This is a genomic window from [Anoxybacillus] calidus (genome assembly GCF_013760845.1).
Lineage (GTDB): Bacteria > Bacillota > Bacilli > Bacillales > Anoxybacillaceae > Paranoxybacillus > Paranoxybacillus calidus.
On sequence record NZ_JACDUU010000012.1, the window covers coordinates 12,809 to 34,179 of the forward strand.

The 21,371-nt window shown below is 37.8% G+C and carries 20 protein-coding genes and 2 tRNA genes; all 22 read right to left on the reverse strand.

Annotated features, from left to right (window positions below):
* Positions 1–94: 94 nt before the first annotated feature.
* On the reverse strand, positions 95–640 hold the full coding sequence (gene hpt / locus HNQ85_RS16370) for a hypoxanthine phosphoribosyltransferase (protein ID WP_181538786.1): 546 nt from the start codon (positions 638–640) through the stop codon (positions 95–97).
* A 21-nt stretch (positions 641–661) separates the two neighbouring features.
* Complete coding sequence (gene tilS, locus HNQ85_RS16375) at positions 662–2,047, reverse strand: tRNA lysidine(34) synthetase TilS (RefSeq protein WP_181538787.1); 1,386 nt, start codon at positions 2,045–2,047, stop codon at positions 662–664.
* 86 nt (positions 2,048–2,133) lie between these two features.
* Complete coding sequence (locus HNQ85_RS16380; protein ID WP_181538788.1) at positions 2,134–3,111, reverse strand: protein kinase domain-containing protein; 978 nt, start codon at positions 3,109–3,111, stop codon at positions 2,134–2,136.
* Entirely contained in the window at positions 3,077–3,814 is a 738-nt protein-coding gene (locus tag HNQ85_RS16385; RefSeq protein WP_181538789.1) for a VWA domain-containing protein, read from the reverse strand. The genes HNQ85_RS16380 and HNQ85_RS16385 overlap by 35 nt, the downstream gene beginning before the upstream one ends.
* Before the next feature lie 63 nt (positions 3,815–3,877).
* Positions 3,878–6,349, reverse strand: a complete 2,472-nt coding sequence (gene spoIIE, locus HNQ85_RS16390) for a stage II sporulation protein E (protein WP_181538790.1) — start codon at positions 6,347–6,349, stop codon at positions 3,878–3,880.
* Between the two features lie 171 nt (positions 6,350–6,520).
* Positions 6,521–6,592, reverse strand: a tRNA-Glu gene (locus HNQ85_RS16395).
* 12 nt (positions 6,593–6,604) lie between these two features.
* Positions 6,605–6,681 (reverse strand) — tRNA-Met (locus HNQ85_RS16400).
* Positions 6,682–6,829: 148 nt separating this feature from the next.
* A complete protein-coding gene (locus tag HNQ85_RS16405) occupies positions 6,830–7,228 on the reverse strand; it encodes a S1 domain-containing RNA-binding protein (protein WP_181538791.1) in 399 nt (132 codons plus the stop codon).
* Between the two features lie 89 nt (positions 7,229–7,317).
* Positions 7,318–7,689, reverse strand: coding sequence for an FtsB family cell division protein (locus HNQ85_RS16410; protein ID WP_181538792.1), 372 nt, complete (start codon positions 7,687–7,689; stop codon positions 7,318–7,320).
* Positions 7,690–7,704: 15 nt separating this feature from the next.
* Entirely contained in the window at positions 7,705–8,337 is a 633-nt protein-coding gene (yabQ, locus tag HNQ85_RS16415; RefSeq protein WP_181538793.1) for a spore cortex biosynthesis protein YabQ, read from the reverse strand.
* Positions 8,334–8,639 carry a sporulation protein YabP gene (gene yabP / locus HNQ85_RS16420; protein ID WP_181538794.1) on the reverse strand — a complete coding sequence of 102 codons (306 nt, stop codon included), beginning with the start codon at positions 8,637–8,639 and terminating at the stop codon, positions 8,334–8,336. The genes yabQ and yabP overlap by 4 nt, the downstream gene beginning before the upstream one ends.
* A gap of 99 nt (positions 8,640–8,738) precedes the next feature.
* On the reverse strand, positions 8,739–9,005 hold the full coding sequence (locus HNQ85_RS16425; RefSeq protein ID WP_181538795.1) for an RNA-binding S4 domain-containing protein: 267 nt from the start codon (positions 9,003–9,005) through the stop codon (positions 8,739–8,741).
* 12 nt (positions 9,006–9,017) lie between these two features.
* Entirely contained in the window at positions 9,018–10,478 is a 1,461-nt protein-coding gene (gene yabN, locus HNQ85_RS16430; protein ID WP_181538796.1) for a bifunctional methyltransferase/pyrophosphohydrolase YabN, read from the reverse strand.
* 6 nt (positions 10,479–10,484) lie between these two features.
* A complete protein-coding gene (locus HNQ85_RS16435) occupies positions 10,485–12,098 on the reverse strand; it encodes a putative polysaccharide biosynthesis protein (protein ID WP_181538797.1) in 1,614 nt (537 codons plus the stop codon).
* 276 nt (positions 12,099–12,374) lie between these two features.
* A complete protein-coding gene (gene spoVT / locus HNQ85_RS16440; RefSeq protein ID WP_181538798.1) occupies positions 12,375–12,911 on the reverse strand; it encodes a stage V sporulation protein T in 537 nt (178 codons plus the stop codon).
* A gap of 193 nt (positions 12,912–13,104) precedes the next feature.
* Positions 13,105–16,641 carry a transcription-repair coupling factor gene (gene mfd / locus HNQ85_RS16445; RefSeq protein ID WP_181538799.1) on the reverse strand — a complete coding sequence of 1,179 codons (3,537 nt, stop codon included), beginning with the start codon at positions 16,639–16,641 and terminating at the stop codon, positions 13,105–13,107.
* A gap of 62 nt (positions 16,642–16,703) precedes the next feature.
* The gene (locus HNQ85_RS16450; protein WP_181538800.1) at positions 16,704–16,934 is read right to left on the reverse strand and encodes an anti-sigma-F factor Fin family protein; all 231 of its coding nucleotides are present in this window, start codon (positions 16,932–16,934) and stop codon (positions 16,704–16,706) included.
* Positions 16,935–17,008: 74 nt separating this feature from the next.
* Entirely contained in the window at positions 17,009–17,566 is a 558-nt protein-coding gene (pth, locus tag HNQ85_RS16455; RefSeq protein ID WP_181538801.1) for an aminoacyl-tRNA hydrolase, read from the reverse strand.
* Between the two features lie 162 nt (positions 17,567–17,728).
* Complete coding sequence (locus tag HNQ85_RS16460) at positions 17,729–18,355, reverse strand: 50S ribosomal protein L25/general stress protein Ctc (RefSeq protein WP_181538802.1); 627 nt, start codon at positions 18,353–18,355, stop codon at positions 17,729–17,731.
* A 74-nt stretch (positions 18,356–18,429) separates the two neighbouring features.
* Entirely contained in the window at positions 18,430–19,380 is a 951-nt protein-coding gene (locus tag HNQ85_RS16465; protein WP_181538803.1) for a ribose-phosphate diphosphokinase, read from the reverse strand.
* Between the two features lie 12 nt (positions 19,381–19,392).
* Complete coding sequence (gene glmU, locus HNQ85_RS16470; protein WP_181538826.1) at positions 19,393–20,772, reverse strand: bifunctional UDP-N-acetylglucosamine diphosphorylase/glucosamine-1-phosphate N-acetyltransferase GlmU; 1,380 nt, start codon at positions 20,770–20,772, stop codon at positions 19,393–19,395.
* A gap of 190 nt (positions 20,773–20,962) precedes the next feature.
* Positions 20,963–21,253: a septation regulator SpoVG gene (gene spoVG, locus HNQ85_RS16475; protein ID WP_044895797.1), complete on the reverse strand. Its 291-nt coding sequence runs from the start codon at positions 21,251–21,253 to the stop codon at positions 20,963–20,965.
* Positions 21,254–21,371: the final 118 nt, after the last annotated feature.

Genomic DNA, 21,371 nt, shown 5'->3' on the forward strand with positions numbered 1-21,371 from the left:
CCCACATCAAACACGCTATACTCAATAGTATCATAGAAAATCATTCCAACACAACAAATTGCCTTGTCTTATGCAAAGTATCTGCAATAAAAAATTATTTGCTGTACACTTCCGGTTTTAACACGCCAATATATGGAAGATTTCGGTATTTCTCGCAGTAATCTAGTCCATATCCAACAACAAATTCGTCAGGCACAATAAATCCAACATAGTCAGCTTCAATATTGGCCTTACGTCCCGACGGCTTATCTAAAAGAGTGACAATTTTAATTGATTTTGCCTTGCGATATCGGAATAGTTCAGCCAAATAACTCAATGTCAAACCGCTGTCAATAATATCTTCAATGATAAGAATGTCGCGTCCCTCAACAGAAGTATTTAAATCCTTTAAAATTTTTACTTCCCCAGATGACACTGTAGCATTCCCATAGCTTGATACGTCCATAAAATCCATTTCTAAGTATGTATCAATATTCTTTAATAAATCAGCCATAAACGGCATAGCACCTTTTAATACACCGACAGCCAATGGAAAACGGCCCTCGTACTCTTTCGTAAGCAATTGACCTAATTCTTTTACCTTTTGTTGAATTTGTTCCTCTGTAATCAATACTTTTTCAATATCTTGATTCATGCTCATACTCACTTTCCTCCCAGATGTTCATTGCTCCTTATAGTGTAATACAATATAGCGCTTTTTTGTAATATCAGTTGCTTCATAACTTGATTTTTTTAAACAAGGAAGCCATAGGATATTTCCAATTCCATCTTCAACAATTGGCCATCTTTCTCTTTCCGCTAAAGGAATTTTCGCATCGATAAAAATATCTTTAATCTTTTTTGTACCGTCTGTCCCCTTTAAAGTCATTCGGTCGCCAGCACGCCTTGTTCGAACGTATAACGGAAGCGATACAGACTCTGAATCGATAATAAATACATCATTTCCTGTAAGCTCCTTAGGATAGTGTTCCCAAACTTCACTAATGATTGCATATCCGTTTGGGAGAGACAAAACGGAAGGAACTTCAATTTTAAAGCGATACGTATCCATTCGCTCTTCTTGAAACGTAAACGTACAAATATCATACGAGCGAATAATTTTTAAGCCGTTGGGAAAATCCAACCTTCCTGACGGACATTTACGATCTAAAAAAGTTAATAAACTGCTTATATGTATAGAGGATAAATCAGGAGGAATATCCCTATAAAGATAGTTTAATATTAGTTGAATCCCTCTTCTTTGTAAAGGTTTAGGGATTGTCTTGAACGGTTCAATTTGCAGTGTTATTTTTCCTTGTTGTCTTCTAATTACCTTATTCAGCGTCTGCAAAGTTAATTCCTCTAAAAAAGCTTCATCTTCTGCTACCATTTCGCTATAGTGCTGAAACCGTTCATGTACATTTGGATTTTCTTTTTTTAATAAAGGAACAACGTAATGACGAAATCGATTTCTTGTATAGTTATTTTTCTCATTGCTCGGGTCATAGCGAGGCTGTAATTGATGTTCCTCACAATACGCTTCTATTTCATCCCGGCTAACAGACAAAAGGGGACGAATAATGTAACCTAGACCAAACTTTCGTTTTACCGGAATTCCTCCATATCCTCTTCCAATACTTCCTCTCACAAGCCTCATCAAAATCGTTTCAATTTGGTCATCTCCATGATGGCCAAGTGCTAAATAACGAGCAGAGTACTTTTTCATCACTTCCTCAAAAAAGTGATACCGGCATTCACGCGCTGCCGCTTGAGCACTTAGCCGCGAACGCTTTTGAAACTCCGGTACATTAATTTGCTTCGCTTCACATATAATACCGAGCTCAGCGCAAAAATGTTTCACAAACTTCATATCTTCTTCAGATTGTTGACCACGAAACATATGGTCGACATGAGCAGCGATAATATGAAGCTGGAATTCATTTCGTAATTTTGAAAATATGTGCAATAAAGCAAGCGAATCGGGACCACCGGAAACGCCTATTACTACGGTAGAGTTAGGAGCAAGCAAATCGTGTTTTTTTAAAAACAAACGAACTTTCTCTAACATATGTTAAATACCTCTTTGTACTTTATCTATCCACCTTCTTAATCGTATCACTAACAAAAAAATTTCTCAAAAGAGAATGTTTATAATTACAATAATTCACCATATAAATACATCACATACATAAAAAGAAGAAACATAACAATAAGAGCTGTTTCTAAAACCCCGCTGCGTTTTTTTCTCTTTTGATACCTCTTTTGAACGGATCTTTTTCTACTTTGGTTTGAACGGCTTTTTGTTTTCGTGCTAGAGGATTCATCAATCACGGCAGCCATTAACTCTTGATGCATTTCCCTTGCATGCTCATATTTACCATCAATAGCACGCACGAGCACTTTTCGATACTTTCGCAGTGTTTCATCGGCGCCAATCATTTTTATTAATTGTTCGCGTCCGTTTTCCTTTTTTTCAAACCGTTTCAGATAACACGCATTGATCATGATCATGGCGACGGAAAATAAATCATACGATGGTTCTGCCTTGCGCGAACCCATTCCCCAATAACCGCGGTCATAAAATTCAGTGAATTCTTTAATAGCTCTTCCTTTCAAAGTTGTTCCCCCAACATCAAGCAAACGAATTTTCGGAGCTTGGCCAACGACCAATAAATTTTCGGGCTTTAAATCACCAAACACCCATCCTTCTTGATGAAGTTTTTCTAAATCCGAAAGCAGTTGCAAAATAAGAATGACAATCCACTCTTTTCCCCGTTTTTGAATAAATGAAAGGAAATCTTCACCTTTTATATATTCCATGACATAAAAACAAACTACCTTTTTACTATAAGGGTCAAACCAATCATCAACATCTAGCAAAGAAGGTCCAAGGGCAACTCCCTGGACCTTGGAAAAATGCTTTAATACATTTACTTCTGAAGTAATTGCCGTACTATTATCACTTAATTTCACTGCTACAAGCCCTTTTGAACTTTCGGCTAAGTAAACGACTCCATTCGCTCCTTTACCTAACGGCTTTATCATTTTATAAGAATGTTTGTGCCATTTTCCAACAATGATATACCCTGATGGGAGTTTACATAGATGATTCTTCAAAGTATTGTTCATCACTAGATATCAGGCTCCTTAATGAACGCTTTTTCTTGAAATAAGTCAACGCTTCACGCAATGCTGGGCCTGTAGGGGTAAGTCCCCCTGATGTAAGCTTAGGGAAAACAGTTGATAACGCTTCAAGCTTCGGTGTCCAATCTAGTACTTTCTCAACATCTCTCCGTTTTCCTGGAAATACAAAAACCGCAAAATGATTATCTCCAATACGGGCATTTAGGCTAAGCGATAAATCAAATAAAGCTTCTTTTACAGTGGGCAATTTGGTTTTCATACTTCCGCTTGTATCTACTAATATTAAAACTTCTAATTCAGCGGTTTCCCCAAGTTCATCAACGACTTCCATTACTTCACCGCGCTTTTCCGGCGGCAAATCTTCCATTGTCACATCAGAGCCTAAAATTTGCTTTAACTCCCTGTTTACAACGCCTTGTAATGTTTGGGTCATCGCTTTTCTCGTTACCATTTGAACCGTTTGCGACAACTGAGTTGCATAAACAACTTGACTGACACCTCCACCTGCCATAGCAATTCCCTCAATTTCGCGCAAACCACTTTCATCAATTGTATCTTGGTCAAGTACTCCGATCACATTTACCGTAATTCCCTGCTCTCTTGCCAATGCTGCCATCGCTACTGGGTCTTCGCCATGATTGGAACAACCGTCTGTAATTAAAAGAATTTGCTTTAACGTTCCTTTGCGCACCTTTCATTCCCCTCCTACATTTGTGTATTACCATCATCGACGGAATGAAAGGATTTTATACTTTTATTGCGCCTTTTTCATGTAAGTATATGCAGGGATGGTCGCCCATTTTGGTGTATTGTGCTTAATTTTTGCGACAACAATCGTCATATCATCCTCAATTCTTCCAGAGCACGTTCGAATGACTTCTTCCATAATAAGGTCAGCGACTTCTTGCGGATCATTTGTTTTTATTTCCTTAATTTTTCGTTTCATCCAAACATCATAATTTTCTACATGAGCCGGCCCTTCAAAGACACCATCACTCATCATAATTAACAAATCTCCTGCTTTTAATTGTTCGCTTACTACTTCAAACTCAACTTCTTTAATAATTCCGATCGGTAAATTGCTCGCTTCGATTTTAATGACTTTGTCACCTCGTTTTACAAAACTTGGGGTCGAACCGATTTTCAAAAAATTTGTTGACGCATCTTGTAAATCAATCATCGCTAAGTCTAACGTTGAAAAAATTTCATCTGTCGTTCTTAATGAAAGAATCGAGTTGATTGATTTAATGGCAACCTTCTCTTCAATACCTGTTTGCAGTATTTGCTGTAAAAGCCTCAATGTTTCATTACTCTCATTGTGAGCTCTCTCTCCATTTCCCATTCCATCGCTAATCGCAATTGCATATTTGCCAGCACCAAGTTCAATCATTGAGTAACTGTCACCAGATATTAACCCTCCACCTTTTGCCGCATGGGCAACTCCTGTTTCGATAACAAATGCTTTTGCAGAACCAAATGCAACATGGCAATATCCATTAGGATACGCTGCACACTCTTCTTTTTTTACAACAATCGTTTCTCCTAAAATATCAGAAAGCATCGGCGCAATTAGCTTTTCGCACTCACCACGTCCATCACAATACGGAATGCTCATTTCTATGTCAACATTTCCTTTTTCTAAACTGTAAATATCAACATGCCCGATTTCCATACCGAACTCTTGTAATGCGTCGAGAATTTGCTCTTCCTGTAAATAATGATTTTCACGCTCCCTTTGAATTTCTTTTGCAAAATCTTCCATGACTTGTGAAACACCCATTAATTGTTCAGCAACAAGTTTTCTGCTTTCATTGACTTGTTTACGCAGCTTTTTGTTCGCTTGATAATAACTAACTTCTTTTTCCATTAGCTCAACAACTTTTTTCGATTTTATACAATGTTTATCCCACTCACGTAACAATTTAGGATCAAACTTTTTTGTATCCGCTTCAAGCATAATTTGTTTCATGTATTCATAAGTTGTATCAAAGTGCTGAGACCAGCATTGCTCTTTTTTAAAGCATGTTTGACATGTTTTCCCAGCTATATCCCCCAAAAAATAATCGATTTCTCTTTCTTGATAGTCATCTTCCGAAGTTAATCCATAATTCGAAAAACTGTTAGCTAACGCTTGAAACACTCGGGAAAATTGAGCGACACGATGCGCAGTTACATCGCGAAGTTTTCTTACATATTGCTGTTGCTCGTTCACATACTCAACAGTACCAGGAATATGCTTTGCAATTTTTTCTGTTAGCGTTTTTGGTGTACCTATAAATAATAGAACTGCAAGCACCGATTCGATAACTGTTGGTATAACTTCTGCCTTACCCTCACCATATAGACCAATTAACAACGTAGCAACGATTAAACCAAATGAAACACCGATTTTTTTCCCGTCTTTTAATAATCCTCCCAACAGCCCCGCAAAGGCCAGTAAACTCATTTGATATAAGCTATCGACATTAGCTAAGCTCAAAACTAAACCAGTGACTACTCCTACCGTTGAACCAATCGTCGCTCCAGCTACAAAAGCGAGTAATAATACAAGATAACGTGACATAACATGTTCTAAAGATAAATCATAAAATGACCAACCAATTGTACCAGTTAACATGGAAGCAAGAAGAATAATGATTGAAATAATTTCCTCTGGTTTTAGTAATTGTTTCCGCTTATGCACTGTCAAAAGCGGAACGCTTTGTAAAAAGATGAGAGTTAAAATAAAGCCAAGCCCTGATTCAACTAATGCCATAACGATTTCATATACCGTCCAATTGTTTGAGAGAAAATAAATAATCGTTAATTTAATTGAAAAAGATGTAAAAAAAACAACGAAAGGCATAGCCTTAATAGAATCATTTACAAATTTTTTGGTGATATGATTGAAAATGAAGAATCCGAACATGCTTGTGAAAATGAACAAAGTTGCTTCAAATGATAATGTTAAAGCTCCTGCTGTCAAAGCAATAAACGCTAAACCAGTTTTATCGCGTTGCATGATATAAACCGCAGCAAAAAAAGGTAAAGCAAATGGAGTAATTTTTGATAAAATAAGGGCTCGTCCCAGCAAAAAGCCAATAATAAGCAAAATAAACCCCTTATGCAGAAAAAGATGCTCCATTCTTAATCTAAGACGACGAGTCCAGCGAAAAAATACTGCCTGAGTTTGTTCCAGAGGCATGTCCGAAAATTGATTCATTAAATTTCTTGCCACTCTTTCCATAGTTATTCACTCCTCCGCTTTTCTATTGATTCTAATTATATAGTTAGAATTATCAAAATTTTGTCAAAACAAGAGGAGAATAAAAAAAACCCTTCGACGAAATTCACCGTAACATGAGATAAAAAAACAAAAAACACCGATTTCTTCACGAAATCGGTGTTTTTATATCGATGACCCGTACGGGATTCGAACCCGTGTTACCGCCGTGAAAGGGCGGTGTCTTAACCACTTGACCAACGGGCCATTTATCATGCATGGTAGCGGCGGAGGGAATCGAACCCCCGACCTCACGGGTATGAACCGTACGCTCTAGCCAGCTGAGCTACGCCGCCACGTAACGACAGTTATTATATTAATACATTTTTCACAGTTCGTCAATACTTTTTATTCATTTTCTCTCAATGAAAAAGCATCCATTAGAATGGATGCTAGTAAAAACGCTCTTTACCTAACCTGCCATCTATATTGTTCAGCAGCAAGTTAACCGCGTCTTGCACCACGACCTCCTCGCTTTGATTCAGTGTGACGTTTAAGGGATGCTAAACGATCTTCGCTTTCCTTTAAAAAGCGACTAATTTTTTGTTCGAAACTTTCTTTAGAAGAACGATCGTTTGCTTTATTACGCGAGCGTTGTACTGAAGTCTGTTCTTTTGCTTTTTTAATCGATAAGCCGATTTTGCCATCTTTCTCAACATTAATTACCTTTACCTCAACTACATCGCCTACTTTGAGGTGGTCGTTAATATCCTTCACATAGTTATCCGCTACTTCGCTAATGTGAACTAAACCTGTTGAGCCTTCTGGCAGCTCCACAAACGCTCCAAATTTCGTAATGCCCGTTACTTTGCCTTGTAACTTGCTGCCTACTTCAATTGACATAAAAAAAGTGCTCCTCCTTAAAATCTCAAAATCAATTTTCTTCATTATACATAATGAAAAAAACAAGTGTCAATAAGCTGAACGCCCACTCATTCTTCAGGAACGGTAAAAATAATTTCTCCCTCTTTAGAAAGAAAATAATTTTTACGAGCCAGTTCAGTAATATATTCATCATCGTTAAGCTTTTTAATTTCTTCTTTTAATTGTCGCTCTTTTTTCTCAAGTTTTTCCAGTTTGTGTTCTAGCTTCTGTTTTTCTTCTATTTTCGCCTCAATATTGGCAGATTGAGAGATGAGTGTATACAAAAGAACAGAAGATAGGGCTAAAAGAATGCCGCTGAGCAATGTAAAGCGAATAATAGCTATACGTCGTCTCTGCATAGCTCTTTTTTCTTTTCTTTCCTGCTCTAGCACATAGGATGACTGAATTTTTGTCACTTTGTTTTTATGTAATACACTCATCTTTCTACCTCCATCTTATTTTCGGAGTTTACCCCACCATTTTTGTACGATATTTTTCATATTCTTTCCTTTGGCAATAACTCCTGCAAATTTCTTAAAAAACTTTTCTACGTTGATTCGCCAATGGGTTGGAATAAACCGCCATAATAAGCGGAACAGCCATTTTATTGGGAGAAAAGTAATCCGCAATATCATTTTAACAAGTTTATATAACATGTTGGCCATCATAAATAATATTCGTCCGCTTGTCATTAATAAAGCAAGTAAAAGTTGAAACATAAATTGAAGAGGGCGGACAATTACATAATAGCATGTCCTTACAACAAAGCGGTACATGGTTACACATGTCTGAATAACGAATTCGAGCATCTTTAGGTAAACAGCACGAAATAAACTTTGATAAGCAGCATAACCGCATAACAGTGCTAAAAAAATATAAAATCGAAGTTCACCTTCATTTACAGACAATAACACATAGAATACAATTAGGCCTTGAATCACCCAGAAAAGAATATCATTGATAAAAACAACCCAATGTGCTCGTTTCTGCCTCTGCAAAAAGCGACTATAAGTGTCAACAGCCGCTCCAAGATAACTTCCCATGCCAATCATCGTCAGCATGGTTAGAAACTGGGTCGTTAAACTCATTTGAACAACTTGCTAAAGAAACCTTTAGCTTTCTCCGGATGTTGGTCGTCTAAATATATAATTTCAAAAACTCTTCCTTTAATCGAGACGACTCCTTTATCCACGTCTAAATTTTTCATTTGTAAGTTTTGGCCGCGAATCGATAAAAACCCCATTACTGTTTCTAATAGAAATTCCTCATTATCGAAACTTTCTACCTGTTTGACCCCAGTAATGTCAAGAAGACGCCTTCCGCGCATAATTAAATCATGGTCCTGAATAGGCCCCTTATTATTAGAACCGAATTCATAATGTTGATTCATACCATTCCCCCGCATTCACATTTAAACTAAGAGGGCTTATCCCTCTCATGTTTGTAACATATGTATGAATGCGGGAAGATTTTTAGAACAAGCTATACATCATATCTCCGCTTCAATTCGTTCTTCTTTAATCACCTCATAAAGAGTTGCTGCATCTTCTTTCCGAGCCGTTTCCTGTAGATTTGTGATTTTTACAGTGACTAACTTTTGTCCAAACTGAATCGTTAATTCGTCTCCTACCTTTACATTTGAGCTTGCTTTTGCCGTCACACCATTAATAGTAATCCGCCCTTGATCAGCTACTTCTTTTGCTAAAGTGCGACGTTTAATTAAACGTGAGACTTTTAAAAATTTATCTAGACGCATTCCATTTCCCCCTTATAAACCTTTTTCTTTCGCTTCTTCCCAAAACTTATCTAATTGTTCCAATGTTAATGTCGTAATATCCCATCCGTTTGCTTTCACTTGTTCCTCTATATACGTAAAACGACGATAAAATTTTTCATTTGTCATGGCTAAGGCTTCTTCTGGATTGATTTTGTAGAATCTTGCAATATTGACAAGTGCAAATAGTAAATCGCCAAACTCGCTAATCAATCTTTGACGATGCTTACCTTCCTCAGCCTCTTGTTGAAATTCAGCTATTTCTTCGTTTACTTTCTCCCACATCGGTTGAACATCCGGCCAATCAAAACCAACTTTCGCTGCTTTGGCTTGAAATTCATATGCTTTTAATAAACCTGGTAAACTTTTCGCCACCTCGTCAAGCAAAAAGGTCGTTTTCTCCCTTTTTTCCTCCGCTTTAATACTTTCCCAGTTGCGAACAACTTCATCAGCATTTTCTACAGCTACATCGCCAAATACGTGAGGATGACGGCGAATCATTTTTTCAGTAATACTATGAATAACATCATTAATCGAAAATATTCCTTCATCTTCGCCAATTTGTGCATGCAACATGACTTGCAAAAGCACATCTCCTAATTCTTCAATTATGTTATCATCATCTTGCCTGTCAATGGCATCCAACAGCTCATATGCCTCTTCGATTAAATATTTTTTTAATGATTCATGCGTCTGTTTGCGGTCCCATGGACAACCGTTTGGTCCTCTCAATATCGCAATAACGCGACGCAATGTTCCAAAGCGATGATAAAGCAACGTTTCATCTCTAACCGGCGGCACATAGACGCTTGTTAAATTATTCAGTTCCGTTACCCGATCTAATTCATATAAAGGAACTTTCTTAATTTTTTCATCTTTGCTTCCGGCAGCCGTCACCACATATACTTCATATTCATCAGGCAGCTCTTCCATCAAGGAAAGCTTTACATCAGAAGCAATAAATTGGTCATATACTTGGCAAAAAACCACATGCTGTGTCAGTTGTAGTTCATCGCCGCGAAAATGGGTTGCATCAATGAATTGAAACCCTTCAATCGGGTCAATTTTTAAGGATGCAAACAAAGCATCTAAAAAGCTTTGCCCGCCTTCTATCACCACTTTACATAAATTTTTGTTTTCTGCCTCTAAAAGCAACTGTACCGTCCGTTCCGCAACAAGAGGGTGACCAGGAACAGCATAAAATACATTCGATGCTTTTGCTTGTTCCAATAAAATGTCGACAATTTCCTCATAAACCTTTTCAAAAGAATCATGCTTTTCATATACATCATCAAATGCTTGGAACTGAATTCCTTCTTCTATTAATCCATATACAGCAGGATGTTCCTTCGTTCTTAAAAAAAGCGGCGATGCTTTTTGTAATTTGCGATAAATTCCAAGTGGTAATTGTTCTAAATCACCAGCACCTAAACCTAATACAAAAATAGTATTCATGATTCATCACCTATCATTTTTAAATAAAAACTTTATTGCCTTCTCTCCAAATGGGAGAAGGGACAGTTCTTGTTTTGAAAACACTTTTCCTTTCAAAACGGCTATGATGTAAAAACAGCCGCCAACAGCAACACCGACTAACGCCTGCATAGAGGCAAATAAGCGGGTTCCCTGCCAGCCAAAAGCGAACTTACTGCTTATCCATAAATAAAATTGTAATAAAACAACCATCGCTACCGATGCTACTACAATCCGAAAGATAATTTCTTTGCTTATTAAAGAACTTTTTATATTCTTTCTTAAGGTATAGTATAAAAAAGCAAAAACAGTCATGTAAGAAATCATTGTTGCTATAGCTGCACCAATGATTTGATACATTGGTACAAGCCATATATTAAGTAGCCACTTCATAAGTACTCCGATTAACAATGCGAAAACAGGAGCCCATTGATGCTCTAAGCCTTGCAAAATGGCTACTATGGTTAAAGCCAGCGATGTAAATAAAATGGATCCGCTTAAAATTGCTAATTCAAGGGAACCAGAATCATCTTTAAATAACATAATATTAGTTGGTTTAATAATGCAAGCAAGTCCTGCTGCCGCACCTAATCCAATGACAATGCAAACACGAAAAGAAAGTCGAATTTTCTCCTTAATAAACAGTTCGTCTCCCCGCTTCCTTGCTCCAGAAATTAACGGAACAAGTGTTAAAGAAAACGCAGTGGCAATGACCGTTCCAAGTTGAATAAGCGGTTGTCCCCGGTCATATATTCCTTTCGATACTTTTGCCATCTGTTCTTCCATACCTGCTGATACTAACAATGAAAAAAGGGAAAGCGCATCGACAAACTGTATTAATATGAGCATCATGTTTGCCATACAAATGGTAAAACCTTGAACAAACAACATAAAAATGATTTTTTTTGCATCTACCTTCGTCTTTTTTATAATTGTTTTCTTCCATCTCGTACCTTTTTTAAACCAATAAGCAGTTAAGAAAAGCAATGCGGCAAACCCGCCTGCCAGAGAACCAAAGATAGCTCCGGCTCCCGCTTCGTATATGGTGTGACCGCTTTTTAGTAGCACATATACTGAGAGCAAAATCGTTACTACGCGAACAAACTGCTCAGCTATTTGAGAAACAGCTGTCGGCACCATATTGTTTTTGCCTTGAAAATAACCTCTCAATATAGAAATAAAAGGAAAAAGTAAAAAAGAAAACGAAATAATTTGGATAAGCAAAGCTAATTCCTTGTCCCCCATCAATCGGGCAATCCAGTCTGCACCAATATACAAAATACTAAACCCAATCATACCTATTATTAACAGAAAATATAAAGAGATTTTTAAAATGTATGTAATTCCCTCTTCATCTTGTTCGACATCGCGTTCAGCAATCATTTTTGAAATGACAACTGGGTAACCATAAGTGGCAAGGGCAATAACGATTCCGTAAAAAGGATAGACTTGCTGATAAATATAAAATCCGATATCACCGGCAATGTTTTGATAAGGAATGCGATAAAATGCACTCAATATTTTCGTTACAAAAGCGGCAATAGTAAGAGCAAGCGCTCCCCGCCATATTCCTTTTGTTCGTGACTCTGATTCAAGAGCCATTTTTTTCACCTTCCACTATAAATTAACGTTCACATTATATCATAAACTCCTTTATTGAGATTTTTCGACAAAAGAAAAAGGCAGCACAAAGCTACCTTTTTACAAAAGTATCTGTTTCCTCCGCTTTTCAGTGATGTCTAGCTTCAGCTTTTCGGAATGTCTAGCTCCGGCACCTAGCTCTCTGTGCCAAATAACCTTCACTCTCGAAGTGTTAGGCACTTCTGCGAGTGAAGAACATTTGGCTTTGAGAGCTAATCACGGTGCCTCCGTTTTTCTTTATTGCTCCATTTGTCTTGCTAAAAATCCGGCAGCTGTCTCAGCAGCTTTATGCTCTACTTCACCTAACGCCTTGTCCTTCGACAAAATCACAACTGCACCAATTGGGTCGCCATTGGCAACAATCGGGCCGACTGTGTACGATTTAAATCTTTCTGTGTTCCCATCAACAATTTCAATATCACTTTCCTCTGTCTGAAGCACAGAGTTACGCTCTTCCATTGTTTTTTCAATTAATGAACTAACGTTTTTATTCAAATACTCTTTTTTCGATACACCTGCTACCGCAATAAATACATCGCGGTCACAGATTAAAACCGGATGACCTAAGCTGTCAAATAATGCCTCTGCATACTCTTTCGCAAAATCACCTAACTCACTAATCGGTGAATATTTTTTCAAAATGACCTCTCCATCACGGTCTACAAATATTTCAAGTGGATCGCCTTCACGAATACGCAATGTTCTGCGAATTTCTTTTGGAATAACTACCCTTCCTAAATCATCAATCCGCCGAACAATACCTGTTGCTTTCATCTTAGATGCCCCTCACTTTCATCTGATGATTGAAGAATAATGGTTGAATTCTGTAATGAAGAATTCACCATTGTTGTGATTAGTATCCTTCACAACACAACTTCTATGCATGATGAAAGTGATTTTTTCAATTAAAGAGAAATTTCTCCAGCATCATCATGGACAGTTAGATTTAAACTTAAACGTTGCAATTCTAGGCAGTTACCGATTTCTCATCTTTTTTTGCATTGCTTAGTTCTTTTAGCGTTTCCAATAAAATCATTAGCCACTCCTGCAGTTTAAGCCCTTTAATATAAAGAACGATTTTCAATTTTTCTCCTTCCATGCCAAAACCATAAACACGTCCATACTTATCACCTAATTTTGCCAAACGTTGAATTTGGACATCTTTTGAAGCAGCTTCATTAAATAAAATATCAACTTGTTGTTTATTTTGCTTAATCGACTCGACACGGTTTTGTTTGGCATATACTTTTATTTCTGCAATTTGGAATAAATAAGCAACTTCATCTGGATATTCTCCAAAGCGGTCGATCATTTCTTCTTGAAGCTCTTCTACATCTTCCATGGTATCAATCGCTTTAAAACGCTTATACATGTCAATTTTTAGTCTTCCATCAGAAATGTAGGCATCAGGAATATAGGCATCCACTTCAAGGTCAATTTCCACTTCAAATTTTTCCTCAACTTGCTTGATTCCTTTTCGCTTTTCTATCGCCTCTTTCAGCATTTGTGAATATAAATCGAATCCAACAGAATCAATAAATCCGTGCTGTTCAGCGCCTAATAAATTACCTGCTCCGCGGATGGATAAATCGCGCATGGCGATTTTAAATCCGGAACCAAGCTCTGTAAATTCCTTAATGGCCTGTAGACGCTTTTCTGCCACTTCATTTAATACTTTATCTTTACGATACGTAAAATACGCATATGCAACACGATTAGAGCGACCAACACGCCCTCTTAATTGGTACAATTGTGAAAGGCCCATGCGGTCAGCATCATATACAATAAGTGTATTCACATTCGGTATATCGACACCTGTTTCAATAATCGTTGTACTCACTAACACATCGTATTGTCCCTCTAAAAATGAAAGCATTACTGATTCTAGCTCATTCTCTGACATCTTTCCATGAGCATATGTCACACGGGCATCCGGAACAAGCATCGAGATTTCTTCCGCCTTACGGTCAATATCTTCAACGCGGTTATAAAGGAAAAACACTTGTCCACCGCGGGCTAATTCCCGTTCAATCGCTTCGCGTACGAGCTCTGGACTATATTCCATTACATATGTTTGAACTGGGAAACGGTTTTCCGGAGGTGTTTCAATCACCGATAAGTCGCGTACCCCAATCATTGACATATGCAACGTTCGCGGAATCGGTGTTGCCGTTAATGTAAGGACATCGATATTTGTTTTCATTTGTTTAATTTTTTCTTTATGGGTGACACCAAAACGCTGCTCTTCATCGATAATTAATAATCCTAAATCTTTAAAAGAAACGTCCTTAGAAAGTAAGCGGTGTGTGCCAATGACAATATCAATTGTTCCATCCTTCAATCCTTTAATCGTTTCGGCTTGCTGCTTTCGCGTCCGAAATCTGCTTAATAATCCTATGTTGATTGGGTAACCTTGAAAACGCTCACGAATCGTTTGATAATGTTGCTGAGCTAAAATGGTTGTCGGCACAAGGAAAGCAACTTGTTTTCCATCCATAATTGCTTTAAAAGCGGCACGAATCGCCACTTCCGTTTTGCCGTAACCAACATCACCGCAGAGAAGCCGGTCCATTGGCCGTTCGCTCTCCATGTCCCTCTTAATTTCATTAATAGAGCGAAGCTGATCTTCCGTTTCTTGATAAGGAAATGCCGCTTCAAATTCGCGTTGCATTTCTCCATCCGGAGAGAAAGCATAGCCTTTGCTTGCCTCACGCTCGGCATAAAGCTTGATTAAATCTTCCGCAATATCTTGAACGGAAGATTCAACCTTTTTCTTCACTTTTTTCCATTCTGAACCACCAAGTTTGTAGATTTTCGGTTCTTTTCCTTCAGAACCTACATATTTTTGAACTTGGTCAATTTGTTCGACAGGAACATATAATGTGTCGCTTCCTTGGTACTGGATATGGATGTAGTCTTTATGAATTCCGTTAATTTCTAATGTTACAATTCCTAAATATTTTCCAATTCCATGATTGACATGGACGACATAGTCACCGACTTGCAGCTCTGAATAACTTTTTATGCGTTCAGCATTTGATAATTTTTGCCGGCGAATCGGCTTTTTCGCACGTTTTTTAAATAACTCCTCTTCTGTAATGACCGCTAACTTTTGCATTGGAAGTTCAAATCCTGTATTTAAATCTCCTTGGATAATTTGAAACTTCTCATGCATCAACATAACGTGGTCATCTAACGGAAGGACGTCAATTTCATAGTCTTCTAAAACACTTTGCAACCTTTTTACTCTTTCTGCGTTCGGAGCTAAGAACACAACCGCGTACTTCGCCTTTTTCCACCGCTCTAACTCAGCTTTTAAAAGATGCATCTGTCCATGAAAGTTTTGCATTTGTTTGCATGATATATTTACAATATTTTGCGGGTGGGTATGCGGGACATGGCGTAAAAACAGTGATAAGTAAATAATTGGTCTTTTATTTTTTTGTAATAGGTCTGGATATTTGTGCGAAATAGGGATATCGTGAATAATTTTTCCCTCACCTAACAAACTTGTGTACCATTCTGCTTCCTCTTTATCCAGGCTCTCTGCCATTTCCTGTACCCTGCTGATCTCATCAAGGAGTAGAAGTCCATTTTCTGGCATATAGTCTAGTAAACTAGCAGGATTCTCATAGAATAGAGCTAAATATTTATATTTTTGTTCAATTGGATGCCCATTTCTTAGTTTTTCAAGTTCAAAAGAAATATGTTCAAGCAATAACTCTTTTACTTTGTCGTCCTTTAATTTTTTGATGCTTGCAGATAATCCTTTTTCGATTTGTTGAATTCCTCTCTCTAAATGTTCCCCATATACAAGCATTTCATCTGCAGGACCGATGACCACTTCGTTTATTTCCTCACGGGAGCGCTGATCATCGATTGTAAAAGTACGAATTGATTCTATTTCTGTATCGAACAGTTCAATCCGGTAAGGAAGTTCCGCAGTCAGCGGATATATATCAATGATGCCGCCGCGAACACTGAACTCGCCTGGAGTAGAAACCATGGAGACACGTTCATATCCCATTTTTACTAATTGACTAATATATGCATCAACATCAATGTCCTCTTTCACTTTAAATAAAAGCTGATTTTGTTGCCATAACGATTTTGGAGGTAATAGTCTTCGTAATCCAGCAATTGGAGCGACGACAATTCCTTTTTTGTTTTGGCTCCAATAATTCATTACTTCGAGACGCTGTCCTTTTAGCTCTGGGCTGGCAATAGCTAACTCCGCAGCGATAAGCTCGTTAACAGGATATAGGAACACCTCTTCCATCCCTAAAAGCTGTACAAGATCGTCGTACACTTTTTGTGCTTGAAATAAGTTGTGTGTCACAATTAACAGCGACTTTCCCGTCTCCTTATAAAGAGAAGCAAGAAAAACAGAACGTGCCGAACCAGATAATCCGGTAACAAGCTGTTCTTTCAACCCTGCTTCCACGCCATCTATAATTGATTGTATATCCTGATTTTCAATAAAATAATGATGTAAGGATAGCACGTATGCCCCTCCTCTCATTCTGTAAACTAAATACAAAAATGCTTTGGTATAACCAAAGCGTTCTATTGTATGAATTTTTCATGCAGATGATATTCTGGATTTCGTTCGAGTGCTTCTTGGCAATCTTCGCAAATCGTTTTTACATGAATATCTCCATTTGGGAGATATGAAATCATCTCTAACCGTTCCTCATCCGTTAAATGATGAAAGCCAAGCTGTTCACTATATACTGACATTCTATCAATCGTCCCTACTTTTATTCCACAATGCCGACAATAATAGTGCAACGCCATTGAAAAACCTCCTAATGGTCTTATCACATACATTTTTGACCATTTAGAAGGGAAATATTCACGAAAAATGACGGTTAATTGAACTCATTCATTACTTGTAAAAACGGAGTAGAAATCCATTTCTTACAAGCTTCCGCTGATTTTAAGATAGCTTCGTTAATAAACGGCTTTTCATCTTCAGTAAAATGCCCTAATACATAATCCGTCACTTTCATTCCATTTTTAGGGCGGTCAATTCCGACACGAATTCGCTTAAACTCTTGTGTGCCTAAATGTTGAATTAAAGACTTAATACCGTTATGCCCACCCGCACTTCCTTTCATGCGCAGACGAACTCTTCCAGTAGGAAGGTCTAGATCATCATAAATAACAATTAAATCCTCTATATCGATATTATAGTAGTCAATAAGAGGGCGTACGCATTCCCCTGATAAATTCATATATGTTAAAGGTTTACATAATATTACTTTTTCTCCTGATATAACTCCCATTCCAAAAATGCCATTAAATTTTGCTTTATCTAACGTAATATTTAACTGTCTTGCTAATTCATCAATAACCATGAAACCGACGTTATGCCTTGTATTTTCATATTCTTTTCCAGGATTTCCTAACCCAACAAATAACTTCAATGGTAGAACTCCTCTCATCTATTTTGCATCATTTGTATTTGTTGAAAAGTGAACAAGGGAAATTTCCCAATAAACAAAGTTTTCTCGCCACATAACATTTTTCAATTTCAACAATAAGTATTACAAATAAGACGTAACCACAAAATGGCTACGTCTAATCAATTATTCTGGAGTTGTTTCGCGGCCTTCCATTGCTTCCGGTTGTCCAGGTTCTTGCTGTTCACCGCTATGAATTTCTTCTTCTTGCTTCGGCGGTAAAATAGACGCAATCACTTCTGTTAGCTCATGATTAATCTCGTATTCGCCATTGGTTTGAATATCTGCTACCGTAATCGTTTGTCCAACTTGTAAATTGGAGATATCCACTTCAATAGACGATGGTATATGAGTTGGCAATGCCCGAATCGATAATTGATGTAATGATTGTTGTAAAACCCCGCCATCTTTCACGCCTGAAGCTTCGCCGACTAAATGAACATCTACGTTTACTTCTACTTCTGTTTTCATGTCAACAGCGTGAAAATCAGCATGAATAATTTCATTGCGAAGCGAGTCCTTTTGAATATCACGAAGCATAACAGAATACTCTTCACCATTTACTTTCAGTGTAATAAGGCTATTCCGTCCGTTCTCGCGAAGTGTCTTCATAAAATCAGCAACATTGACAAAAATGGCTTTGCTTTTGACATTTTTTCCGTATAGAACAGCCGGAATATTGCCTTCTTCACGGATTTTACGAATCGTAGAATGTTGTTCTTCTGTGCGTTCTTGAGCTTGTAATAAAGCCACAAAGTTCACCTTCCTGTTTTAGAATCTATGGATTAATTTCTCCTAAAACAGAAAGGACTAAACATCTTTTTCAATTAATCAAATAATGCGCTGATGGATTGTTCTTCGTAAACGCGAATAATTGCTTCACCAATCAGTGGAGCAACAGACAATTGAACAATTTTATCGATCTTCTTCTCTTCAGGTAATGCAATAGTATTTGTAACAACAAGTTCTTTAATTTTTGAATTTTGAATGCGTTCAATCGCTGGTCCAGATAAGACAGGATGCGTACAACATGCATATACTTCAACTGCACCATTTTCAATAAGCGCATTGGCCGCAAGTGTAATCGTCCCTGCAGTGTCGATAATGTCATCAATTAAGATTGCCGTTTTTCCTTCTACTTGACCAACGATGTTCATTACTTCTGCCACGTTCGGCTTCGGACGGCGTTTATCAATAATGGCAATTGGCGCTTTTAAACGATCTGCCATTTTACGCGCGCGTGTTACACCGCCATGGTCCGGAGACACAATAACAATATCCTCAAGATTCTTGTTTTTAAAGTATTCAGCTAAAATTGGCACTCCCATTAAATGGTCGATCGGAATATCGAAGAATCCTTGGATTTGTGGAGCGTGCAAATCAAGCATGATTACGCGGGAAGCTCCAGCTGTTTCTAAAAGGTTTGCCACTAATTTCGCAGTAATCGGTTCACGAGAGCGTGCTTTACGATCCTGGCGGGCATATCCATAATAAGGCATAACAATATTAATCGTCTTTGCGGAAGCGCGTTTTAACGCATCAATCATAATTAATAGTTCCATTAAATGCTCGTTTACCGGTGCACTCGTTGACTGAATAACAAACACATCGCCACCGCGGATGCTTTCTTCAATGTTAATTTGAATTTCGCCATCGCTAAAGCGAGAAACGGAGCACTTTCCTAACTCGACACCGATTACTTTTGCAATTTCCTGAGCTAATTGCATATTGGAATTTAAAGCAAATAACTTTAAGTTAGAATCAAGATATTGAGACATGGTAAACCTCCATTAAGAATTTTTCTTGGCATTCATACGTTCAACGTAATTTTCTTTGTTTACTTGACGAGCTCGGGCTATCGATAAAGCGTTTCCTGGGACATCTTCTGTAATGGTAGAACCAGCTGCAACATAAGCTCCTTTCCCAATTGTTACAGGAGCAATTAAGTTTGCATTACAGCCAATAAAAGCGCCGTCCTCAATTTTTGTTAAATGTTTATGTTTCCCATCGTAATTAACGGTAATGGAGCCGCATCCTAAATTAACATCCGCACCAACTTCAGCATCACCGATATAACTTAAATGAGAGGCTTTGCTTCCTTTTCCAAATGTCGATTTCTTCACTTCAACAAAGTTTCCAATCCGAACCTCATCGCTAATTTTTGACGATGGACGAATATGCGCAAAAGGACCAATTGTGACATCGTTGCCAATTTCGCTGTCATGTGCAACGGAGTGGCGAATCGTTGTACGATTGCCAATAACACAATTTTTAATTTCTGAATTAGGTCCAATCACACAGTCTTCGCCAATTACTGTTTTCCCTTCGATGATCGTCCCTGGATAAATGACCGTATCTCGCCCGATTTCCGCATCAGCTGAAATATACGTATGCTCAGGATCAATAATTGTCACGCCATTCATCATGTGTGTACGGTTAATACGCGCACGCATAATTTTTTCCGCTTGAGAAAGGGCAACGCGGTCATTCACACCTAATGTTTCTTCAAACACCTCTGTTTGATAAGCAGAAACAATTTCTCCCTGCTTTTTCAAAATTTCAATCACATCAGGCAAATAGTATTCACCTTGTGCATTTTCGTTTGAGACTTTTGTAAGCGCTTCAAACAGTAACTTGTTGTCAAAGCAATACGTCCCTGTGTTAATTTCCTTAACTTTCCGCTCCTCTTCTGTCGCATCTTTATGTTCGACGATTTTTTCAACATGACCTTCATCATTGCGGATAATTCTACCATAACCAGTTGGATCTTCTGCAATAGCTGTTAAAATGGTAGCTTTGGCATTTGTTTTTGAATGATGCTCTAAGAGCGCTTTCATTGTGTCTGCGGTAATTAACGGCGTATCCCCGCAAATAACAAGAGTTACTCCTTCTTTATCTCCTAAATGAGACGCTGCTTGCATGACAGCATGTGCTGTTCCAAGCTGCTCTTCTTGAAGAGCAAATTCACTTTTTCCACCAATTTGTGCTTTTACCTGTTCAGCACCAAATCCAACAATTGTTACAAGCTTTTCAAGATTAAGCTTTGATACTTGATCGACTACATGCTCAACCATTGGCTTGCCGCAAACAGGGTGCAAAACTTTGTATAGTTTTGACTTCATCCGTGTTCCCTGTCCCGCAGCCAATATTATTGCATATCGTTTCATAATAGGGCCTCCAATTACCTTTTTATCCATATTGAATATATCTCAATTAACTATGCATTTCAAGGAAACATTCTATTTTACCAAATATTTAGGAAAATGTAGTTTATTTGCTAATATAAAGCTGGTTCTTACAAAAAATGAAAAAGAGCCTGTCCAAAGATCGGAACAGGCCCTTTTCTAACAATTTATTTTTTTATGAAGCACCAGCTTCTTCAAATTCTTCTTCAAGTTCACCTAAACGGTGATACTCTGCTAATACTGCATCTTGAATTTTCCCGCGGGTTGTCGAGTTAATCGGATGCGCAATATCACGGAATTCCCCGTCAGGAGTACGCTTACTTGGCATGGCAACAAACAAGCCATTATTGCCTTCAATCACGCGGATATCATGAACGACGAATTCGTTATCCAGCGTAATAGAAGCAATCGCTCTCATACGTCCTTCGGTATTCACGCGGCGTAATCTTACGTCAGTTACTTCCATTCTGTTCACCACCTTTTCCCTATATAAGAACTTAACTAAATTTATTCCACATTTTTTCTTATTTTCCTTCTTTTTTTAAAAATTTTTTAGAAAATTTTGTGAACAGATGGAAACTTTA

Bases quoted from the DNA above. Each gene is read 5' to 3' on its own strand.
- hpt (WP_181538786.1), bottom strand. From the start codon at position 640: ATGAGCATGAATCAAGATATTGAAAAAGTATTGATTACAGAGGAACAA.
- tilS (WP_181538787.1), bottom strand. From the start codon at position 2,047: ATGTTAGAGAAAGTTCGTTTGTTTTTAAAAAAACACGATTTGCTTGCT.
- spoIIE (WP_181538790.1), bottom strand. From the start codon at position 6,349: ATGGAAAGAGTGGCAAGAAATTTAATGAATCAATTTTCGGACATGCCT.
- HNQ85_RS16405 (WP_181538791.1), bottom strand. From the start codon at position 7,228: ATGTCAATTGAAGTAGGCAGCAAGTTACAAGGCAAAGTAACGGGCATT.
- HNQ85_RS16410 (WP_181538792.1), bottom strand. From the start codon at position 7,689: ATGAGTGTATTACATAAAAACAAAGTGACAAAAATTCAGTCATCCTAT.
- yabQ (WP_181538793.1), bottom strand. From the start codon at position 8,337: ATGAGTTTAACGACCCAGTTTCTAACCATGCTGACGATGATTGGCATG.
- yabP (WP_181538794.1), bottom strand. From the start codon at position 8,639: ATGAATCAACATTATGAATTCGGTTCTAATAATAAGGGGCCTATTCAG.
- HNQ85_RS16425 (WP_181538795.1), bottom strand. From the start codon at position 9,005: ATGCGTCTAGATAAATTTTTAAAAGTCTCACGTTTAATTAAACGTCGC.
- yabN (WP_181538796.1), bottom strand. From the start codon at position 10,478: ATGAATACTATTTTTGTATTAGGTTTAGGTGCTGGTGATTTAGAACAA.
- HNQ85_RS16435 (WP_181538797.1), bottom strand. From the start codon at position 12,098: ATGGCTCTTGAATCAGAGTCACGAACAAAAGGAATATGGCGGGGAGCG.
- spoVT (WP_181538798.1), bottom strand. From the start codon at position 12,911: ATGAAAGCAACAGGTATTGTTCGGCGGATTGATGATTTAGGAAGGGTA.
- HNQ85_RS16450 (WP_181538800.1), bottom strand. From the start codon at position 16,934: ATGGCGTTGCACTATTATTGTCGGCATTGTGGAATAAAAGTAGGGACG.
- HNQ85_RS16465 (WP_181538803.1), bottom strand. From the start codon at position 19,380: ATGTCTCAATATCTTGATTCTAACTTAAAGTTATTTGCTTTAAATTCC.
- spoVG (WP_044895797.1), bottom strand. From the start codon at position 21,253: ATGGAAGTAACTGACGTAAGATTACGCCGCGTGAATACCGAAGGACGT.